Origin of the sequence: Anabaena azotica FACHB-119, from assembly GCF_014697625.1 — a bacterium.
Taxonomy (GTDB): domain Bacteria; phylum Cyanobacteriota; class Cyanobacteriia; order Cyanobacteriales; family Nostocaceae; genus Trichormus; species Trichormus azoticus_A.
Genome location: NZ_JACJSG010000025.1, coordinates 89882 through 109348 on the forward strand (window position 1 = coordinate 89882; position 19467 = coordinate 109348).

The 19467-nt window shown below is 40.8% G+C and carries 13 protein-coding genes and 1 other RNA gene; 10 read left to right on the forward strand and 4 right to left on the reverse strand.

The features are described from left to right. Window positions 1–382 precede the first annotated feature (382 nt). Both H6G83_RS18610 and H6G83_RS18615 read left to right on the forward strand, forming a co-directional pair. Complete coding sequence (locus tag H6G83_RS18610; RefSeq protein WP_190474992.1) at window positions 383–1288, forward strand: trypsin-like peptidase domain-containing protein; 906 nt, start codon at window positions 383–385, stop codon at window positions 1286–1288. A gap of 392 nt (window positions 1289–1680) precedes the next feature. Then, window positions 1681–7173 carry a CHAT domain-containing protein gene (locus tag H6G83_RS18615; RefSeq protein ID WP_190474994.1) on the forward strand — a complete coding sequence of 1831 codons (5493 nt, stop codon included), beginning with the start codon at window positions 1681–1683 and terminating at the stop codon, window positions 7171–7173. Window positions 7174–7385: 212 nt separating this feature from the next. Here the strand turns inward: H6G83_RS18615 and H6G83_RS18620 are convergent, their stop codons facing one another. Beyond that, on the reverse strand, window positions 7386–7709 hold the full coding sequence (locus H6G83_RS18620) for a slr1957 family protein (protein ID WP_452038995.1): 324 nt from the start codon (window positions 7707–7709) through the stop codon (window positions 7386–7388). A 648-nt stretch (window positions 7710–8357) separates the two neighbouring features. Here H6G83_RS18620 and H6G83_RS18625 point away from each other — a divergent pair. After that, window positions 8358–8891 carry a pentapeptide repeat-containing protein gene (locus H6G83_RS18625; RefSeq protein WP_190474998.1) on the forward strand — a complete coding sequence of 178 codons (534 nt, stop codon included), beginning with the start codon at window positions 8358–8360 and terminating at the stop codon, window positions 8889–8891. Next, window positions 8888–10030 carry a 5-(carboxyamino)imidazole ribonucleotide synthase gene (locus H6G83_RS18630; protein ID WP_190475034.1) on the forward strand — a complete coding sequence of 381 codons (1143 nt, stop codon included), beginning with the start codon at window positions 8888–8890 and terminating at the stop codon, window positions 10028–10030. The genes H6G83_RS18625 and H6G83_RS18630 overlap by 4 nt, the downstream gene beginning before the upstream one ends. On the opposite strand, the gene H6G83_RS18635 is transcribed toward H6G83_RS18630, so the two are convergent. Beyond that, window positions 10027–10203, reverse strand: a complete 177-nt coding sequence (locus tag H6G83_RS18635) for a hypothetical protein (protein ID WP_190475001.1) — start codon at window positions 10201–10203, stop codon at window positions 10027–10029. The two genes, H6G83_RS18630 and H6G83_RS18635, sit on opposite strands and share 4 nt — an antisense overlap. Window positions 10204–10241: 38 nt before the next feature. On the opposite strand from H6G83_RS18635, the gene ssrS reads away from it, so the two are divergent. The 5 genes from ssrS (at window position 10242) to H6G83_RS18660 (ending at window position 15343) form a co-directional block, all read left to right on the forward strand. After that, window positions 10242–10424, forward strand: a non-coding RNA gene (gene ssrS / locus H6G83_RS18640) — 6S RNA. Window positions 10425–10678: 254 nt separating this feature from the next. Next, entirely contained in the window at window positions 10679–11920 is a 1242-nt protein-coding gene (locus H6G83_RS18645; RefSeq protein ID WP_190475037.1) for a M16 family metallopeptidase, read from the forward strand. A 121-nt stretch (window positions 11921–12041) separates the two neighbouring features. Then, entirely contained in the window at window positions 12042–13325 is a 1284-nt protein-coding gene (locus H6G83_RS18650) for a M16 family metallopeptidase (RefSeq protein WP_190475003.1), read from the forward strand. 246 nt (window positions 13326–13571) lie between these two features. Continuing rightward, the gene (locus H6G83_RS18655) at window positions 13572–14567 is read left to right on the forward strand and encodes a peptidoglycan-binding domain-containing protein (protein ID WP_190475006.1); all 996 of its coding nucleotides are present in this window, start codon (window positions 13572–13574) and stop codon (window positions 14565–14567) included. A 422-nt stretch (window positions 14568–14989) separates the two neighbouring features. Continuing rightward, window positions 14990–15343 carry a phage holin family protein gene (locus H6G83_RS18660; RefSeq protein ID WP_190475007.1) on the forward strand — a complete coding sequence of 118 codons (354 nt, stop codon included), beginning with the start codon at window positions 14990–14992 and terminating at the stop codon, window positions 15341–15343. On the opposite strand, the gene H6G83_RS18665 is transcribed toward H6G83_RS18660, so the two are convergent. Further along, window positions 15319–15795, reverse strand: a complete 477-nt coding sequence (locus H6G83_RS18665; protein WP_190475010.1) for a cobalamin biosynthesis protein — start codon at window positions 15793–15795, stop codon at window positions 15319–15321. The two genes, H6G83_RS18660 and H6G83_RS18665, sit on opposite strands and share 25 nt — an antisense overlap. A gap of 639 nt (window positions 15796–16434) precedes the next feature. Next, window positions 16435–17610 carry a 7,8-didemethyl-8-hydroxy-5-deazariboflavin synthase subunit CofH gene (cofH, locus tag H6G83_RS18670; RefSeq protein ID WP_190475011.1) on the reverse strand — a complete coding sequence of 392 codons (1176 nt, stop codon included), beginning with the start codon at window positions 17608–17610 and terminating at the stop codon, window positions 16435–16437. A gap of 253 nt (window positions 17611–17863) precedes the next feature. On the opposite strand from cofH, the gene H6G83_RS18675 reads away from it, so the two are divergent. Further along, window positions 17864–19450, forward strand: coding sequence for an LA_3751/LA_3752 family putative glycosyltransferase (locus H6G83_RS18675; protein WP_190475012.1), 1587 nt, complete (start codon window positions 17864–17866; stop codon window positions 19448–19450). Window positions 19451–19467 lie beyond the last annotated feature (17 nt).

Genomic DNA, 19467 nt, shown 5'->3' on the forward strand with positions numbered 1-19467 from the left:
AGCATCAAACCATGCTCAAGTCTCCAGTAGATAGTAGATTGAGCGCCTGACACTACGAGGATATATATGGTAGCAATAAGTTTCCCAGTGACTAGGAAACGAAAGTAAATAACTACTGAGTAACGAATCATTTTATACTATTTTTGTAAAAATATAGTAATTTTACAAATTGATGAAGATTTCTTGATAATTAACCAAAGCCTAAAAATATACCTTACATCTGGGTAAGATTGTGTGTTATGTATAATACAATAAATCCAATTTTACTTCCTTGTAACTGTGCAATCCAGAGAAAAGGAGATGAGTAATACTGAGTTGGAAAGTGAAAAGCTAGTCAATTTCCTAACTGAACAAAGTTAATATCTAATTAGGGATGAGTGCTATGTTGACCCGCCATTTATTATCAAGCTGTTTAGTAGCCGTAACAATATTGACATCAACTGCGCCTGTATTTAGCCAACAAGGGGTACAGCCATCAACATCTGTACAGGCGGCGGAAACAGTGAAGGAATTACAGCCTGATGAAATAGTAGCGATCGCTAGAGCTACAGTAGTGAGAATAGAACCTAGTGTTGGGACTCCAGGTTCGGGAGTGATAATTGGTGTTGAACCGAAAGAGGGTAAGTATTTGGTACTGACAGCCAAGAAATTGGTGCAAGACAAAAATGCTAACTACGATATTGTCACACCCATAACTCAAGACGGCAAAACCACAAAACGGCAAAAAATTAGAATTTCCACACAGCAGGACATCGAAGAATTAGCTGATGAGGATTTAGCAATAATTACTTTTCGCAGTAATCGCAAGTACCAAACTGCCCAATTGATTGAAGTAGATCAATCAGAAAATAATTGTCTTTTAGCAGATCGTAAACTGTGCAATGGGGTTTATGTGGCGGGATTTGTTAACCCCTCTACAGAAGTGAAAAATCGCATCTTTCATATTACCCAATTACGGAAAAAAGAACTGAATGGTTCGCAGACTTACAGTAATTTACCGCATGATGAGTTTGCTGGAGTTACTGGTGGCCCAGTTTTTGACGCTTCAGGTCGGGTAGCAACAATCTATGGTCAAACGCCAACGCAACAGAAAGCAAGTATCAAGAGAAAAGGTTTTAGCATACTTCGCAATTATGGTAGATATCGAATTAAACTGCAAATGACACCTCCACTATTAACCATTTCCCTCAGAGATCCCAATCCCTTTAACTTTACCGAAGAAATCAAAGAAACAGACATCGAAACTGTCAGCGCAACGTCCACACCTGTGCGTAGACAGGTGAAGTAACTATATATCAGAAGACAACCTACAGGCTTTCCCGCCTGTAGGTTGTCGAGATTTTATCAAGGAGGAGAAAAGTAGAACGGCTGCAAGTTCATCTCTTTTCCCTAATTTTTAGGATTAGTTTATACCCTAATCTATCTGGCTACGGCTATAACAATTAGATAAATAAACAATTCACCAGTGAACGGTTATCAGGCTTATAGTGAGCGATATAAAGCCGCTACTAACCCTTCCATCAAATGGTATAGTGTTTTACCAGGGATTTAACTAATAACTAATAACTGTAAAAAGCCCTATTTAGACTAAAGGCTAGAATTTTTGACTCACTAATAAATACTCCTCCGCCATAGCTGATGGGGGGAGATATTGCAATTTAATTTTATTCAAGGAATTTTATGAAATTTTGCGGTATAAAAAAATTATTATTAGTAATTGCAACTGGTGCGATCGCCTACGGTGGATACCCCATTCTACCTGTACAAGCACAATCAATTACAACCACTCCCAATAACGATACAAACACCATCATCAACCAAAGCGGGAATATTATTGATATTGAAGGTGGTAAGTTTTCCTCAGATGGGAACAATCTCTTCCATAGCTTCCAAAGATTTGGTTTAGAGAGTAGTGAAATAGCCAACTTTATATCTAGCCCCAACATCCAAAATATTTTGGGGCGGGTATTGGGCGGAGATCCTTCAGTTATTAAAGGTTTAATTCAAGTCTCTGGTGGAAACGCTAACCTCTATTTACTTAACCCTGCCGGTTTTATCTTTGGATCTCAAGCCAGTTTAAACGTACCAGGAGACTTTATTGCTAGCACCGCCAATAGCGTAGGTTTTGGCACAAATTGGTTTAACGTATTTGGCAGTAACGACTACAATACATTAACAGGTACACCCACAAGCTTTAGTTTCAACGCATCTCAACCAGGAAGTATCGTCAACTTTGGTGACTTAGAAGTAGATACTGGAGCTAACTTAAGATTAATCGGTGGCACAGTAGTTAGCACCGGACAACTATCAGCACCAGGAGGAAGTATCACTATTGCAGCAGTTCCTGGGGGGAATTCATTACGCATCAGCCAACCTGGAAACCTTTTAAGTTTAGAATTTCCTAACAACGCCTCTCCATCTGGGAATTTCACAGTTGCTACCTTAGCTAAATTATTAAGTAATACAGGTTTTCAGAATACTGGTGGCTTGACAGTTAACGCCAACGAACAAGTACAGTTAACAAGTACTGGTAGTCTTATCAATTCTGGGGATGTTGTCGGCACAGAAATAACAGGAGGTAGCGCCAGCCTATTAGCCGCACAGAATTTGACCTTGCCAAATCAAATTATCATAACAGGCGACATCATACTCACTGGCAATGAAATCGACTTTTTAGGAGCAGTTGGTTCAGTTAGCGGTACTGGCAAGTTAACGCTTCAGCCTTTTACAAGCAGTCAAAATATTGTAGTTAATGGTGTTGAAGGTACAACCGCTTTAGATATTAGTACCCAGGATTTTGCTGCTTTGGGTAATGGCTTTAGCTCTCTAGTGATTGGTGCTAACAATGGTAGTGGTAAAATTACACTTAATCCTAGCACTGTCAAATCTGATTTAGAAGTGCGATCGCCCAGTGGGACTACGGAAATCAACGGTAACATAACCACCACAGGCGCTCAAACTTACAACAGCGATGTCAAGTTGAACAACTCTGTAGAGTTAAACACAACCAACAGTGCAGTCACATTCAACCGCAAGGTAGATAACCAGACTACAAACCACAACCTCAGCGTCAACACAGGTACAGGCAATATCACCTTCAACGATGCAGTTGGCTCGACCACGGCATTAGGGAATTTATCAACTAACAGCACAGGCACAACTAAATTTGCCAGTACGGTTCAGGCGGCAAGCCTCAGCACATCAGGTGGCAATACGCAAATCAACGGTAACATCACCACCACAGGCGCTCAAAGCTATAACAGCAATGTTCAACTAACTGGCGATATCATACTTACTGCCAATGAAATTGACTTTTTGGGAGGAAATGCTTCAGTAAGCGGTAGTGGTAAGTTAACGCTCCAGCCTTTTACAAGTAGTCAAAATATTGTAGTTAATGGTAGTGAGGGTACAGCAGCTTTAGATATCAGTACCCTGGATGTTCTAGCTTTGAAGGATGGCTTTAGTTCTCTGGTAATTGGCGCAGGCGATGGTAGCGGACAGATTACACTCAATCCTAGCAATAATTTTTTAGACAATTTAGAAGTGCGATCGCCCAATGGGACTATCGAAGTTGCTAAATTAACCGTCGATGGGAATGCCAGTTTCCATGCAACTCAAACGACTATTAACAGCGACATCACCACCACAGGAACTCAAACTTACAACAGCGATGTTCAACTAACTGGCGATATCATACTTACTGCCAATGAAATCGACTTTTTAGGAGGAAATGCTTCAGTTAGCGGTACTGACAAGTTAACGCTTCAGCCTTTTACAAGCAGTCAAAATATTGTAGTCAATGGTGTTGAAGGTACAACTGCTTTAGATATCAGTAGCCAAGATTTTGCCGCTTTGGATAATGGCTTGAGTTCCCTAGTGATTGGTGCTAACAATGGTAGTGGTAAAATTACAATTAATCCTAGCACTGTCAAATCAGATTTAGAAGTGCGATCGCCCAATGGGACTACGGAAATCAACGGCAACATCACCACCACAGGCGCTCAAACTTACAACAGCGATGTCAACTTGAATAACTCCGTAGAGTTAAGCACAACCAACAACGGTGCAGTCACCTTTGACAGAAAGCTAGATAACCAGCCAAATACAACCTACAACCTGACGGTGAACGCAGGTACAGGCAACATCACCTTCAACGATGCAGTCGGAAATACCACTGCGTTAGGGAATTTATCAACTAACAGCACAGGCACAACTAAATTTGCCAGTACGGTTCAGGCGGCAAGCGTCAACACATCAAGCGGCAATACGGAAATCAACGGTAACATCACCACCACAGGCGCTCAAAGCTATCAAGGTACTGTGAGGCTAAATGGCGATATTATACTTACTGCCAATGAAATCGACTTTTTGGGAGGAAATGCTTCAGTAAGCGGTAGTGGTAAGTTAACGCTCCAGCCTTTTACAAGTATTCAAAATATTGTAGTTAATGGTAGTGAGGGTACAGCAGCTTTAGATATCAGTACCCTGGATGTTCTAGCTCTGAAGGATGGCTTTAGTTCTCTGGTAATTGGCGCAGGCGATGGTAGTGGACAGATTACACTCAATCCTAGCAATAATTTTTTAGACAATTTAGAAGTGCGATCGCCTAATGGCTCCATCCTCAATAATGGTTTAACTGTCAATGGTACTGTTAAGTTAGACGCTGCTACAACCACTCTCAATGGCAATATTACTGCTCAAGGACAAATTGATATCCCCAAACAGATATTGTTGGGAGCTAATGTCATTCTCAACAGCAATGGCTCAGACATCACCTTGGGTAGCACAGTTGATGGTGGTCGTGACTTAACCCTGAATGCTGGTAATACAGGTACTCTCACCTTTGGCGGTGCTGTCGGTAGTGGAAATGCTTTGACAAATTTAACAGTAAATGCTAAAGATACCAACGTCGGCAATAACATCACCACTACAGGGACTCAAACCTTTAATAGTCCCATCCAACTAACTGGGAATGCTACCTTTAGTGCTGGTAATAATATTGCCTTCAACAACACAATTGACGGTAGTAGCGATTTAACAGTATTTACACCAGCGAACGTTTCCTTGGGAAATATTGTAGGTGGTGCAACAAGATTGAATAGTTTAAATATTAGTGCCGCCAATATTACTGCTAGTAACATTAACACAACTAACAATATCAATCTGATTGGTAGTAATAATATTACTACCCAAAACATCACCACCCAAGGCGGAAATATTCAAGTTACCAGTCAAAATAGCAGTATTACTACCCAGAATTTAGATTCTAATGTTGATAGGAAAGGTAATGGAGGTAGCATTTCTCTGCAAGCCCTGGGAATTAATAATGCCACGATAAAGACAGAGGGCATTAATACCAGTAGCAGTGATGGAAATGGTGGTGACGTAACTATTCAAGCGCCAAATACCACTGAACGCAATAATTCTATTTTGTTGCAATGGATCAATGCTGAAGGTGGAAAGTTAGGCGGTAACGTAGATATTAAGACAAGAGGTTTCATCCGCTCTCTAGGTTCGTTTTCAGATAAGAGGGGTTCCACTGCAACTATTTCTACCATTGGGGGCAGGTTTGGTGATGGTGGCACAATTAAGATAGATCACGGTGGTGATGGTGTTAATCCATTCTACGTGGGTAGAGCTGACATCAATGGAACCCCTGGCAGAATTACTACTGGGGAAAACTTTATTAATCCCTTGGAATTTTTTGCTAATAGCGAAACTAGAGGTAAGATTCAAATTATCACCCAAGGGCAGGTAGTGCCAGGGAAAGACGAGTTACCCGCGCCACAGGTAGTAATCAATAACACTACTTCTTCAGTAGCATCAGCTATTGCTAACGTAGAAGATGCTGTAACTAGTCAGTTTGAACAAAAACTCAACTTGGATAGAGTCAGGAGAAAATCTCAACAAGAAATTATTTCTGATCTCCAAGAAATTGAGAAGAAAACTCAGATTAAAGCAGGGCTGGTGTATGTAGAATTTAGTAATGAAAGTTTACCTTTAAATACTACTAAAGCCAATGAGCAACGCAAAGATAGCGACCCGTTAGTGTTGCTGATGGTGTCTCCTGATGGGCAATTAACTCGCCATTTAGTACCTGGTGTAAATCGTGACAATTTCCAGAAAATAGCGGATGAGTTTTACAAGGAAGTTGCTCTTAAGGACAAACCAAATTCGGACAAACCAAATTCTAGTCCTGATTTACAAAAACTGAAGACCACTAGCTACAAACAATCAGCGCAACAACTGTATAAATGGCTCATCAGTCCCTTAGAAGTACAGTTAAAAAATAAAGGGATTAACAACTTGTTGTTTGTTATGCGGGATGCAAATTTGCGATCGCTCCCCATCGCTGCATTAATGGATGAGCAAGAAAAGTTTTTGATTGAGAAGTACAGCATCTCAATCATCCCTAGTTTTAACCTGATCAATCCTGAGTACGTCCAGTCCAAAAACTTAGAAGTCTTGGCGATGGGCGCTGAAAACTTCGACCCAGGCCCAAATAACAGTAATCAAATCAAGGAATTGCTAGCCGCGCCTATAGAAGCTGAAACCATCGTCAATCAAATTTGGCAAGGACGGGGCAGAACTTTAGTTAACCAGGACTTTACTTACAAGCGTCTCGCAAGAGAGCGCACCCCAGCCCAGCCCTTCGGAATTATTCACTTAGCAACCCACGCAGTATTTACCACTGGCGACCCTCTCAAATCATATATCCAACTGTACGATAGCAAGTTGACTTTAGACGAAGTGAGAAAATTGGGTTGGGGTAATCCGCAAGTAGATTTGTTAGTGTTAAGTGCTTGTCAAACAGCCTATGGGGATGAAGATTCTATGTTGGGATTGGCAGGAGCAGCTGTGAAAACTGGTGTGAGGTCGGTTGTGGCCAGTCTATGGCAGGTTTCCGATACGGGAACCTTGGGACTGATGACTGAGTTTCACCGCCAGTTACAAAAGCAACCCATTAAGGTAGAAGCACTCAGAAAAGCACAACTAGCAATGATTCAAGGTACAGTCGGCATAGACCAAGAGGGTAAGAATTTAATTGTTGACACAGATGGTTTAACTATTCCACTGGCAAGAATTGCAGTCGGTTCTACTGAAGCAAAGCAATTGAATCTTAAACATCCATTTTTCTGGTCATCATTCACGATGATTGGTAGCCCCTGGTAGTACCCTATTCATCCGAACCTCACGGGAGTTTTTCCTCCCCTGGTTTAAAACCAGGAGAGGAAAAACAACAAGGCAGGGTGGTTTCATACAATCAGAGAAAAAAACTCATTTGTTTCAAAGCCTCTCCCCCGTGGGGGAGCTAAAACGTTTTGCTACCAAGCATAGGACTTTTCCAACATCCTCTAATGCCCATAATGCCTAAAATTAATCACCTAAGCTTCCTCTGGTTCAAGTTGAGCTACCGTCACAGCATTGAACGCGAAAGCAAACACTAATGGCATAGGACAACGAAAAACAAAAGTAGAAATCAGCGCCAAAACTGTACTAGCTACGGCTGATATTGACCACAATTTTTCATCAAAAGTTAAGCCTTTTTCGGCTTTAATATCTCTGAGAACATGGTTTGGGATAGGTTCCGGCATGACACAGCCTGGAGGAAACGCCCAGTAATGATTTCTTCTTTCTTCAAATAATTCTGTCCAGCCGTTTTCCTCGCACCATGCTTCAATCCATTCAATAGAGTAGTGTGTCATAATCACTGTTACTGATTCGTCTTGTTGAGTTTGTTTACTTGGTAAAAATAAGACTAAAGATAATTTATAGGTGGTTAATAGTTAGTTAAGGAATTACGATTAATCCTGCATATAGGAGCTTATTACGCATCATAAACGTATAGTCGTTATGCTCATCCTCTGCCTAGAGCTTCACCTTGTTTAACAGACTAACAGTCAATTTTGCATAGTCAACATAAAAGTCAATAAACTTTACCTACAAAAACAGATGTTAATAAATGTAAATTTAGGCGATCGCCTAATTACTAATAAAACATTTATATCGCAAAAACCTTTGTCAAAAATCAAGATTTGTAAATGTCAGTCCGAGTGATTACTTGAACGTTGACTTAATGCTTTTATATCTCCTGAAATGCTAATTTATCCAGTACCCAAAGTTGTATCTGGTGAACGGTTTATCAGTATTTAGTTATAAATTCTTGGATGTAGACCAATAGACTCAAGTGATGAATAATCATGATAAGCCTTGTTATTTTAAGGTTTTGTGCAATCAACAAAGTCCTAACCGCCTGAGTACTTAGCATGAAGCTAGGCTTTTGTGACAAAATGTTAAGCAGTAAGTAATGCACATCAGCTAAAAACAGGGGTTGCAAAGTGGTCAACAAGAATGCTATGGAAGCAAATGCGCTCAGGAAAAACCGCATTAGTCAGCTAAAAAATTTATGCTGGCCAGGAGTAGCGGTAATTTTGGCGATAGTTGTACTGTGCTTATCCTCTCCAGCCCTAGCCGACTGGACTCATCCCTTATCATTTAGTAACGCTGAATTATCCAGACATAATTTCGCAGGCGAAAGCTTGCAGGCTGCTGAGTTTTCCAACGCTAATTTAGAATTAGCTAACTTTGTCGGTGCTGACTTACGCGGTGCGGTTTTAAGTGCTTCCGTGATGACACAGGCGAATCTCCAAGGAGCAGACTTAACGAATGCGATGGTTGATCAGGTAAACTTAACAGGGGCTAATTTAAGCGATGCCGTTTTCAAAGAAGCTCTTTTACTCCGCGCCATATTCGCTAACGTGAACATAGAAGGTGCAGACTTTACTGATGCAGTTTTGGATAAAGCGCAAATTAAAGAACTTTGTACAAAAGCTAGCGGAGTAAATACTAAAACAGGCGTAGAAACTCGTGAATCTTTAGGATGTCGATGAAGCGTGTAGGCGTAATTGGTGGTGGACAACTGGCCTGGATGATGGGAGGCGCAGCAAATAAACTAGGGGTGGAATTGATAGTGCAAACTCCTAGTATTCATGATCCTGCTGTATCTATTGCCCAGGATACTGTTTTAGCGAAGATTGATGATGCTGATGCTACAGAAGTTTTAGCTCAAAAGAGCGATGTCATCACCTTTGAAAATGAATTTGTGAATTTAGAAGCTTTAGCACTGTTAGAAAATCAAGGTGTCAGTTTCCGTCCCAAGTTAGAGGCGCTAAAACCTCTTTTAGATAAATATCATCAACGTTGCTATTTGCAAGATTTAGGTCTACCTGTTCCGCAATTTTTCGCCCTGGAACATCAAGAAAATTTGTTATCTCAAATAGAGAATCTGGGTTTTCCATTAGTTTTAAAATCTCGTCGCCACGGTTATGACGGACAAGGTACTTTTATCATTCATGATTTGTCAACTTTACAAGCAAAAATTGAATTAGATGACCATACCAATACGACATTTTTAATAGAAGAGTTTGTTCCATTTGAGAGGGAATTAGCTGTAATTGCGGCTCGTTCTGTGGATGGTGAAGTTGTCATCTATCCTGTGGTAGAAACACAGCAAGAACAGCAAGTTTGTAGAAGAGTCATCGCACCCGCCGATATTACACCAGAGCAAGCCGCAGCAGCCAGTGCGATCGCTCACACATTATTAAGTAGTTTGGAAGTAGTCGGCGTATTTGGCATAGAATTATTTCTCACCGCCGATGGTCAAGTCCTAGTCAACGAGATTGCACCTCGCACCCACAATTCCGGGCATTTTTCTTTAGATGCTTGCGAAACATCCCAATTTGAGCAACATTTAAGAGCCGTTTGTGGATTATCTTTAGGAAACCCAGCCTTACAATGCGCTGGTGCAGTCATGGTCAATCTTTTAGGCTACGAAACCTCTGACAGCGATTACCAAAACCAGCGCCAACAACTAGCCGCAATTCCCCAAGCTCATGTTCACTGGTACGGTAAAACAGAATCCCGCCCTGGACGCAAACTAGGACACGTCACAGTATTGTTAAATAATCATAACCAAATTGCAGCAGAAGCGATCGCTCGGACAGTGGAAAGTATTTGGTATCCCAGTTAGGGAGATGAGGGAGTGGGGGGAGATGAGGGAGATGAGGGAGATGAGGGAGATGAGGGAGATGAGGGAGTGGGGGGAGATGAGGGAGAAATTATTAACTTTCCCCTTTCCCCTTTCCCTTTCCCCCTTCCCCTTTCCCTTTCCCCCTTCCCCTTTCCCAGAAAAAAATTCCCCATTCAATACACAACCTGTTTTTGAAAGCTATAATGAGTTAGTTGCACTGCGACGTTGGTGACTGCCATCAAGTTTTTTGATCTATGTCTTTAAGAAAAAGGGAACTAAAATCTCTCGTGGCAGTAAACCGGGCTTGTACCCGGAAACTTTAAACGAGGTAAATCGGTTCCCACCTGGTTTAACCAGGTCATAAACTTAGGTAAAACGGCGTTGCGGTGAACTCAAAATTTTTTAGCTCTCAAGTAGTAACTTGGGAGCTTTAATTTTTTCACTGGGGAAGGGGGAAGGGGGAAAGGAAGAAGCCTTCTGACAACTGACAACTGATAACTGATAACTGACAACTGACAACTGACTAATATCAAATTCTGTATCAGTTGATGCCAAAATAGCGATCGTTCAGAGTTAAAATCACAAACAATAAAGTTAAATTGTGGTTAAATTTACAAAACCTTGTCAAAACAACAACTTACTAATCCTGTGTTTCCAGCCTCGGTGTTTCGATTAGACAATGGTTTAACATTTATTCATCAAGAAATTCCCACTACGCCTGTAGTTGTGGCTGATGTCTGGGTGAGAGCTGGAGCAGTTCGTGAGCCTGAACCTTGGTTTGGGATGGCACACTTTTTAGAACACATGATTTTTAAGGGAACAGCAACCTTACCACCTGGGATGTTTGACCATCAAATCGAAAACAGGGGGGGAGTGAGTAATGCAGCTACCAGCTACGATTATGCTAATTACTCTCTAACTACAGCTGCTCCTTACTTAGAAGATACCCTTCCTTGTTTGGCAGATTTACTACTAAACGCCGTCATTCCAGAGGATGAGTTTGACCGGGAACGAGATGTAGTATTAGAAGAAATTCGCGCTGGCTATGATGATCCTGACTCGGTAGGATTTCAATGCTTGTTAGAAAGTATCTATCAGGATCATCCCTATGGACGCTCAATTTTGGGTACTGAGCCAGAACTGATGCAGCAGTCACCAGAAGCTATGCGCTGTTTTCATCGCGCTCACTACCAACCGGAAAACATGACAGTAGTCATTGCTGGCGGTATTGCACAAAAACCAGCTTGGGAGTTGGTGCAGCGTTCATTTGCCGATTTTGCTGAACCTCTAAATTGTCCGCAAATCAAGCCAGTAAGCCAACCAGGAATTAGGGGAGTTATTCGCCAAGAATTGACTTTACCACGCATAGAACAAGCTAGATTGTTAATAGCATGGGTTGTACCAGGAGTAGAGCAACTCCGCACAGCTTACGGTTTAGATTTATTGTCAGTATTATTGGCGGAAGGGCGGACTTCTCGTCTAGTTAGAGATTTGCGAGAAGAACTACAATTAGTCCAAGGAATTTGTAGTAATTTTTCTTTGCAATGTGAATCAAGCTTATTTACTGTTACCGCTTGGTTGGAGCCAGAACACATAGAAAGAGTTGAGGATTTAATTCTGAGTCATGTAGATGAAATTCAAACCAATGGTGTGAGCGAACAGGAAATAGCCCGTACTCGCAGACTTTTATGTAATGAGTACGCCTTCTCTACAGAAACACCGAACCAATTAACAGGGCTTTATGGCTACTACAATACCATCGCTCAAGCAGAATTAGCAGTGACATATCCACACCAAATTCAATCATTTGGTAGTCAAGAACTGCAACAATTAGCTAAACAACATCTTTCACCAAAGAATTACGCTGTTACTATACTGAAACCTATGTAGTCAAGAGTCCATAGTCCATAGTCCATAGTCCATAGTCCATAGTAAGAAACAAATGACTAATGACTAATGACTAGTGACTAATGACTAGTGACTGTTGACTGTTGACTAATGACTAATAAGAATGACCCAAACTGTGAAACCATCCCTTGCACAATCCCCAATTCATCGCACTGTACTAGACAATGGACTTGTTGTGCTGGTAGCGGAAAATCCAGCCGCAGATATTATTGCGGGACGAATTTTTATCCGTGCTGGTAGTTGCTACGAAAAACGAGAACAAGCGGGATTAGCCCATTTGCTGGCTGCTGTGTTAACTAAGGGATGTGAGGGACTTTCCAGTTTGGAAATTGCGGAACAGGTGGAGTCTGTAGGCGCAAGTTTGAGTGCTGATACTTCTACCGATTACTTTTTGCTGTCGTTGAAGACAGTGACATCGGATTTTTCGGAAATTTTAGCATTGGCGGGGCGAATTTTGCGATCGCCTACCTTCCCCAAAACCCAAGTCGAACTCGAACGGCGTTTAGCACTCCAAAATATCCGTTCCCAAAAAGAGCAACCTTTTACCCTCGCCCTTGAGCAAATGCGGCAGGTAATGTATCAAAATCATCCCTATGCTATGTCTGTATTAGGTGATGAAAATACTCTCAACAGCATTACTAAAGAACACTTGGTAGAATATCACCAAACTTATTTTCGCCCAGATAATGTAGTAATTAGTATTGCTGGGCGAATCACACTCCCAGAAGCGGTAGATTTAGTACAACAATTTTTTGGTGATTGGCAAGTACCAACCGTAGCCCCACCAGTGCTTAATTTACCAGATATTACCATAAATCCCCGGCATCAGTTAAAGCCAGTCCAAACACAGCAATCTATCGTCATGCTGGGTTATTTAGGCCCATCGGTGAGTTCTCCCGACTACGCCGCGATGAAGTTATTGTCTACTTATTTAGGCAATGGTCTTTCCAGTCGCTTGTTCGTAGAACTGCGGGAAAAGCGGGGGTTAGCTTATGAAGTTTCAGCATTCTATCCCACCAGGCTTTATCCAGCATCCTTTGTGGTCTACATGGGTACAGCACCAGAAAATACCAGCATCGCTTTAGAAGGGTTACACACAGAAGTTGAGCTACTTTGTCATGCAGAAGTATCCCCAAACAGCTTACAAGCTGCCAAGAACAAGATATTAGGACAGTATGCTTTAGGTAAACAAACTAACGGTCAAATTGCTCAAATATACGGCTGGTATGAAATTTTGGGTTTAGGAATTGACTTTGATCGAGAATTTCAAGAACTTATTACTTGTGTGACTGCTCAAGACGCTTTAAAATCGGCGCAGCAGTATTTACAGCAACCTTACATATCTTTAGTTGGGCAAGAAGCCGCAATTAATCAAGCGATTAAATGAATTAGGACTTACGCATAAAAACGAAAAATCAAGCGTTTGGGCAAGGGTGTGGGGGTATAGGGGTATAGGGGTGTAAATCTTTAAACCCTTACACCCTTACACCCTTACACCCTTACACCCTGCCTCAACAGAAAACTTCGATGCGTAAGTCCTGTGAATGCTTCAGCACCTAGTACTATAAAAAGACTACTCAATTAACACAAGCGGGGATAATATTAGCATCAGAAGATTCTGAGAGCAATTTCTATGAAAGGCAGCTTGAGAGCAAGTATCGCTTATTTAGAGCCACAAACTATATTTCGCTGCTGCAATGCAAGCAAGTTTTATTGGTTACTTTTGCTATCCTCAATGACTACGTTCATCGGCTCTTCGGCTGTAGTAGCAATTGCACCACCACAACAAATTGCCCAACAAGCTGTTATTAACCGTCCTACGCTCAGGCTTGGGAGTCAAGGTGAACGTGTCTCTGAACTTCAAGCAACTTTGAGGCTTTTGGGTTTTTATTCAGGTGCGGTAGATGGGGTTTATAACGAAAGTACAGCAAATGCTGTGTCTCAATTCAAACAAGCAGCTGGCTTGACTCCAGATGGTGTGGTTGATGCTGCTACTTGGCAAAGATTATTCCCTAATCAACCAACAGGTACATCCACGGCTGCTGTACCAAACACAACAGCTAATCCGCCAGCAACCTCAACAAGTGATTTTCCTGTTCCCACTCAGTCTGCAACTACTCCTACAGCTAACCCCAGAGTGACAACTCCTACTCCATTAGCTAACACAAGACCTGAGCCAAGACCAACCAACACAAGACCTGCTCCTAATCAAGTTGTCAGAACTAGACCTGCTCCCCCCAGAACTACAACGCCTACTCCTAGACAACAAACAACTACTCAAAGGACATCTTCCGCCCCGCGCCTTAGCCCCACACCCCCATCTCAACGAATTTCTGGTATACAATACACTACCGAAGGCTGGCCGATTTTGCGTGTGGGGATGAAAAATGCTGAAGTAACTAGATTGCAACAAAGATTGAGTCAGCTTGGTCTATTAAAGGGTGGTGTTGATGGATATTTTGGAGTGCAAACCGAAGATGCACTCAAAGCTGCTCAAAAACGCTATGGTATAGAACCTGATGGTGTGGCTGGTGGTGCGACTTGGGAAGCACTAGCAAGGCGATCGCCAACGGCGGGGCGAAGCACATCGCCTACTACAGGGCGTAGCACATCATCCCAGCAACGTTAAGCTAAAGTAGGTATTATCTGCTGAGTTTGTCATCCTTAAAAGATATCTAAACTCAGCACTAAGTAAGCCGTTGAAAATAAATCAAATTATGTTAACGAATGTAAGGTTATCACAATTGAGTGAGTAGTAAGGACTTTAGTCCTGAAAAAAAGGACTAAAGTCCTTACTACAAACCTTGATTTATTTAGACCGTTCTACTTAAGTTAATGTGAGTTCGACCAGCGTTGTTTTGACCTGTCCCCCATCCCCTCTCCTTCGAGGAGAGGGGAGTAAGAGGGTGAGGTTTTCGTTTCTCCTCCCTCTCCTCGTAGGAGAGGGAGGTTGGGAGGGAGAGGTTCATCGAACTCACGTTAAGTTAATTCTTACAGCCAAAAAGTAAAAATTATCTCAATTTATTACTGATTTCTGCCAAACAACAACTGATGAAACACTTTTTATTGACATGGCTCGGTACTGCGTTGGCTTTGCTGATTACTGCCCATATTGTGCCGGGATTTGCTGTTAAAGGTTTTATAACTGCTCTGGTTGCTGTTATAGTGATAGGGTTAGTCAATGCTTTAATTCGACCAATACTCAGCATTTTGTCTTTCCCCATTACCTTACTAACTTTTGGGTTATTCACATTTGTAATTAATGCTTTAATCCTATGGTTGGCAAGCGCTATCACACCAGGTTCTGATTTTAAAATTGAAGGCTTTTTTGCTGCTTTTTTGGGTTCAATTGTTCTCTCTATTGTTTCCAGCTTTATTAATTACATTTTGAGAGCAGTTGAATAATATAATTCGTGGCTATGGGCGATCGCGATCGTGACCACTCCCGGTTCCCCAACTAAGCGAAAAATTTGTTTGGGAACTAAAAGCTTTACCCCTAACTGTTGTTTTTCACTGGCTGAAGCCGCAAGCATAGCCGCAGCCTCAGCAACGCTGGCGGTTCCCACCTTTGCTGCGATCGCTTCACTGGGGTGAGGTACAGTAACATGAGTCAGCATTTCTGCGCTAAAAGTTTTTAAAGGCAATTTGCACAAGCTGCAATACTCTAGTAAACCGGGTTCTGATGCTTTTGTATCAATAGTCGCAATACCTGTAATTACTTTTTGATCAAGTTGATTTTCTTGGAAGACTTGGTTAATTGCTGCGGCGATTAAGTGATGAGAAACACCCGCTTGACAACCAAATCCTACCCACAGATTTTCTGCAAACCGCCGTTGTCTATTAATTTTGGTTTTCACTACTAATTTGTAGCTAGGTAGAACTTGACACTTTTGAGTTTTATGTAATTAAAAAACTTATAGACTATACTATTTTGACGTTTACTAAGATACTGATAAACTGATAGTTAGAATACTGTTCTCAGAAATGAAAAACTATATATTAAGCATATCTAGCACAGTAGGAAACATCGAGGGAGGACAAGGTAAAAATAGAAAGTATATTTACTTTTCTAGTTTTGTTTCCTTGATACCTTGGAAACACATACATTTTACCTGGTCTACTTCGGTGTTTCAATTTCTTCATTTGATTGACGATCGCTTCGTCAAAATGTTGCACAGTAAATTTTTTTTAGCTTTTCATTTCTGAGTTTTATTTTTATACTTCCTTAGTATTTAATTAAATAACGTGATTTCACTTGCTTGTCAAGATGCCTATTCATGATTTTGTGACATAAAAAAATTCGAGTCACATTTCCCTAAAAAATGTTTTATTTTCTACAAGAAATTCTGATTTTTACTGCCGACTAGTTAAATCTCTTTTGTCTCACTAGGAAAAGAAACAAGAGAGAGTAAATAGAAAACCTTTGCAACCTCTTAACTCTGTGTCTTTGTGTCTCTGTGGTTGAATAAATTATTTTTTACCACAGAGGCACAGAGTCACAGAGAAAAAGATAAGCCATTAGTCAATTTTTTGGCTGAATCAAATTTGTGATAAATGGTATTTCGTTGTTGGTAAGGTCTGCCTAAAGAAGCGATCGCATTTTGTAATGTCTCCACTTCCATACAAGTACCACCCACAGCACCAGCCATTGTAGTGATGTGTTCTTCCATCAATGTGCCACCGATATCATTACAACCCCACAATAGGGCTTCGGTAGCCCCAGCTAGTCCCAACTTCACCCAACTCGGCTGATGGTTTGGTATCCAATTGCCTAAGTAAATCCTCGCAACCGCACCTAATAATAGGGCATCGGCTAACACTGGTTGGTCGCGTCCTACACGGCGACGTAAAGATTTAGGCGCTTCTTGACCAACAAAAGGCAGGACAATAAACTCGGTAATGCGGGCTGGGTATTGCTGATGGACGCTTGTTTGTTGTAGCGATCGCAATTTTTCTAAATGCCCAATTTGTTGTTCTGGGGTTTCAATATGCCCTGATAAGATGGTGCTGGTCGTATATATGCCTAATTTATGGGCTGTACCGATAATTTCTAACCAAGTAGCAGTATTAATTTTTTCAGGGCAGAGTATGCGCCGCACTTCATCATCTAACACTTCTGCGGCTGTACCTGGCATGGAATCAACACCAGCATTTTGCAAAGCAGAGATGACATCAATATATTCGATTCCGTCCACTCTGGCAATAAACTGCACCTCTTGGGGCGAAAAAGCATGGAGATGAATTTGCGGATACTCTTGCTTGATAGTTTCCACTAATTTGAGGTAATAAGCCAGAGATTTACCGTTAATCTGCGCCTGTGGGTGCAATCCTCCCTGCATACAGATTTCCGTTGCCCCTCTTTGCACAGCATCATGGGTTTTTTCGAGAATAGCCGCCCAATTTAACCAATAAGCGTCAACATCTCCATCATCTCGGCGGAATGCACAAAAACTACAGTGCTGCTCGCAAATGTTAGTAAAGTTAATATTACGGTTAATTACGTAAGTAACAGTATCACCGGCTTGCCGTTGGCGGAGTTTGTCAGCCGTAGCGCGAATAGCTGCGATCGCTCCTGCCTCAGTTTGCTTGAGTAATACTACTCCTTCTGGCGGCGATATATCATCCCCTATCAAGGCACGCTCAAGAATTGTATCAATAGTCTTATACTTCACAGTTAATTAAAAATATTTATATAGAATTTGAGCTTCACTAGCCTACACACAGCAAATTTATTATTAACCACACTAAAAAATTATACAACTTTTACAGTTTGTTTTCACAAGATAATTTACCGTATGGTATTGTATGTCATATTACTTATGTCTTTCTCTTACTTAATTCCTAATAGTACCAATTTTTACCAATAGCACCAAAGTTTTAACATTGTCTGATTTAATTAGTTAAACTTTTTCTGTAATTCTCAAGATGAAATTACCAAAATTTAATGCACCTTTAGTAATTATCTTATCAGGTATAATTTTTTCCTTATACTTACTTTCACAAGTACCTGATGATATCTATTTTAGTGGAGATGCTGGACTAAAAGCGCTACTAGCACGACAGCTTAGTGCGGGAAAGCTAAATTTTGATTTAAATTTAACAGTACCCTCATGGGTACAAAACCTTTGGAATAATGGACTGTATCCTTTTGAACCACCCTTTAGTTATAAAATAGCTAACCGTTATTACATTACATTCCCCTTCACTTTTCCTTTAGTCACCGCACCTTTTTATGCCTTATTCGGTTATCGAGGTTTCTATATAGTTCCCCTATTATCTACCTGGGTAATCTGGTTTAATTTCTATCGGATTTGTCAGTTTTTTCAAGTTAGTATAGTGACAATATCCGTTGGTCTTGCCACATTAATATTTGCTTCCCCGCTTACCATGTATAGTGCGATGTATTGGGAGCATACACTTGCAGTTAGTCTAGCATTTAGTGGATTGGTAATTGTTTTGACTAAGGGCGAAGCAACGTTTACTAAAAAAGATGCTGTGACTAGTGGTGTTTTGATTGGCTTGTCTGTTTGGTTTAGACCTGAATTTCTGGCATTAGTAGCGATTTTACTACCGCTAATTGTGGTTTCTTATGTGTTGAAGCTAGGCAAATTCAACATCATTGACAAGCAAAAAACGCTATTTATCGTTGCATTGCTGACTACGATTGTTGGTTTTTTTATTACCAATAAATTGATTTATAATCATCCTCTAGGCGCTCATGCACTACAAGTTGTAGAAGAGTTTTCGCTGCAAAAAAGGCTAACAACTGCAACGAGAATTTTCGGTAAATTGTGGAATAATTTCCGAGAATACTTCCCCATCATCTATTTCATCATCATTTTTACAGGATTGTCAGCGCTTTATAAAACTATGAAACTGACACCTGTCATGCAGAAGATTATAGTAATATCTACCCCATTCATGTTTCTAGTACCTATACTTTTACCAAGTGATGGCGGTAAGCAGTGGGGGCCTAGATTTTTATTGATTCTGATTCCCCTATTAAGCTTATTAACAGTATTTCTTCTAGAATCTAGTTTTTATATCAGAAAGTTTGGCATCAAATATATTAGTAGCGCCGTCTTTGTCGCATTGTTTGTGCTTGGCGTTCACACAAATACAGTCATGGGTTTAAATCACAGCTATTACACAGGAAATGCTGAAGCTGTTGATATCCTAAATTTCTTCCGTAAAGATAATCACAAAATTGTAGCCGTTGCCCATCAATATATTAGTCAAAGTTTTGAATCTGCTTTTAAAGAGAAAATATTTTTCCTCACAAAGACATCAGATGCTGTGAGTAAGTTGAGTTTAGCATTGCATGAACAAGGTTATAATAATTTTGTTTATGTATGTGCCTTTTATGATCCATGTTACTCTTCACCAACCATCCCAACTAAGCTAAATATTGCAGCTAAAAACAAACCTTTGCTTGTGCAATTCACAGAAATCAAAAAGAACAAAAAATATATTCTTCAAGAAGCTAAGATTTTGCAAGCTGAAGTTAACTAAATTGAGTTTGTAGTAAA

Excerpts from the sequence above, each read along its gene's own strand:
- H6G83_RS18610 (WP_190474992.1), top strand. The coding sequence starts at position 383 with ATGTTGACCCGCCATTTATTATCAAGCTGTTTAGTAGCCGTAACAATA.
- H6G83_RS18625 (WP_190474998.1), top strand. The coding sequence starts at position 8,358 with ATGGAAGCAAATGCGCTCAGGAAAAACCGCATTAGTCAGCTAAAAAAT.
- H6G83_RS18675 (WP_190475012.1), top strand. The coding sequence starts at position 17,864 with ATGAAATTACCAAAATTTAATGCACCTTTAGTAATTATCTTATCAGGT.
- H6G83_RS18655 (WP_190475006.1), top strand. The coding sequence starts at position 13,572 with ATGAAAGGCAGCTTGAGAGCAAGTATCGCTTATTTAGAGCCACAAACT.
- H6G83_RS18650 (WP_190475003.1), top strand. The coding sequence starts at position 12,042 with ATGACCCAAACTGTGAAACCATCCCTTGCACAATCCCCAATTCATCGC.
- H6G83_RS18635 (WP_190475001.1), bottom strand. The coding sequence starts at position 10,203 with ATGGGGAATTTTTTTCTGGGAAAGGGGAAGGGGGAAAGGGAAAGGGGA.
- H6G83_RS18615 (WP_190474994.1), top strand. The coding sequence starts at position 1,681 with ATGAAATTTTGCGGTATAAAAAAATTATTATTAGTAATTGCAACTGGT.
- H6G83_RS18660 (WP_190475007.1), top strand. The coding sequence starts at position 14,990 with ATGAAACACTTTTTATTGACATGGCTCGGTACTGCGTTGGCTTTGCTG.
- H6G83_RS18630 (WP_190475034.1), top strand. The coding sequence starts at position 8,888 with ATGAAGCGTGTAGGCGTAATTGGTGGTGGACAACTGGCCTGGATGATG.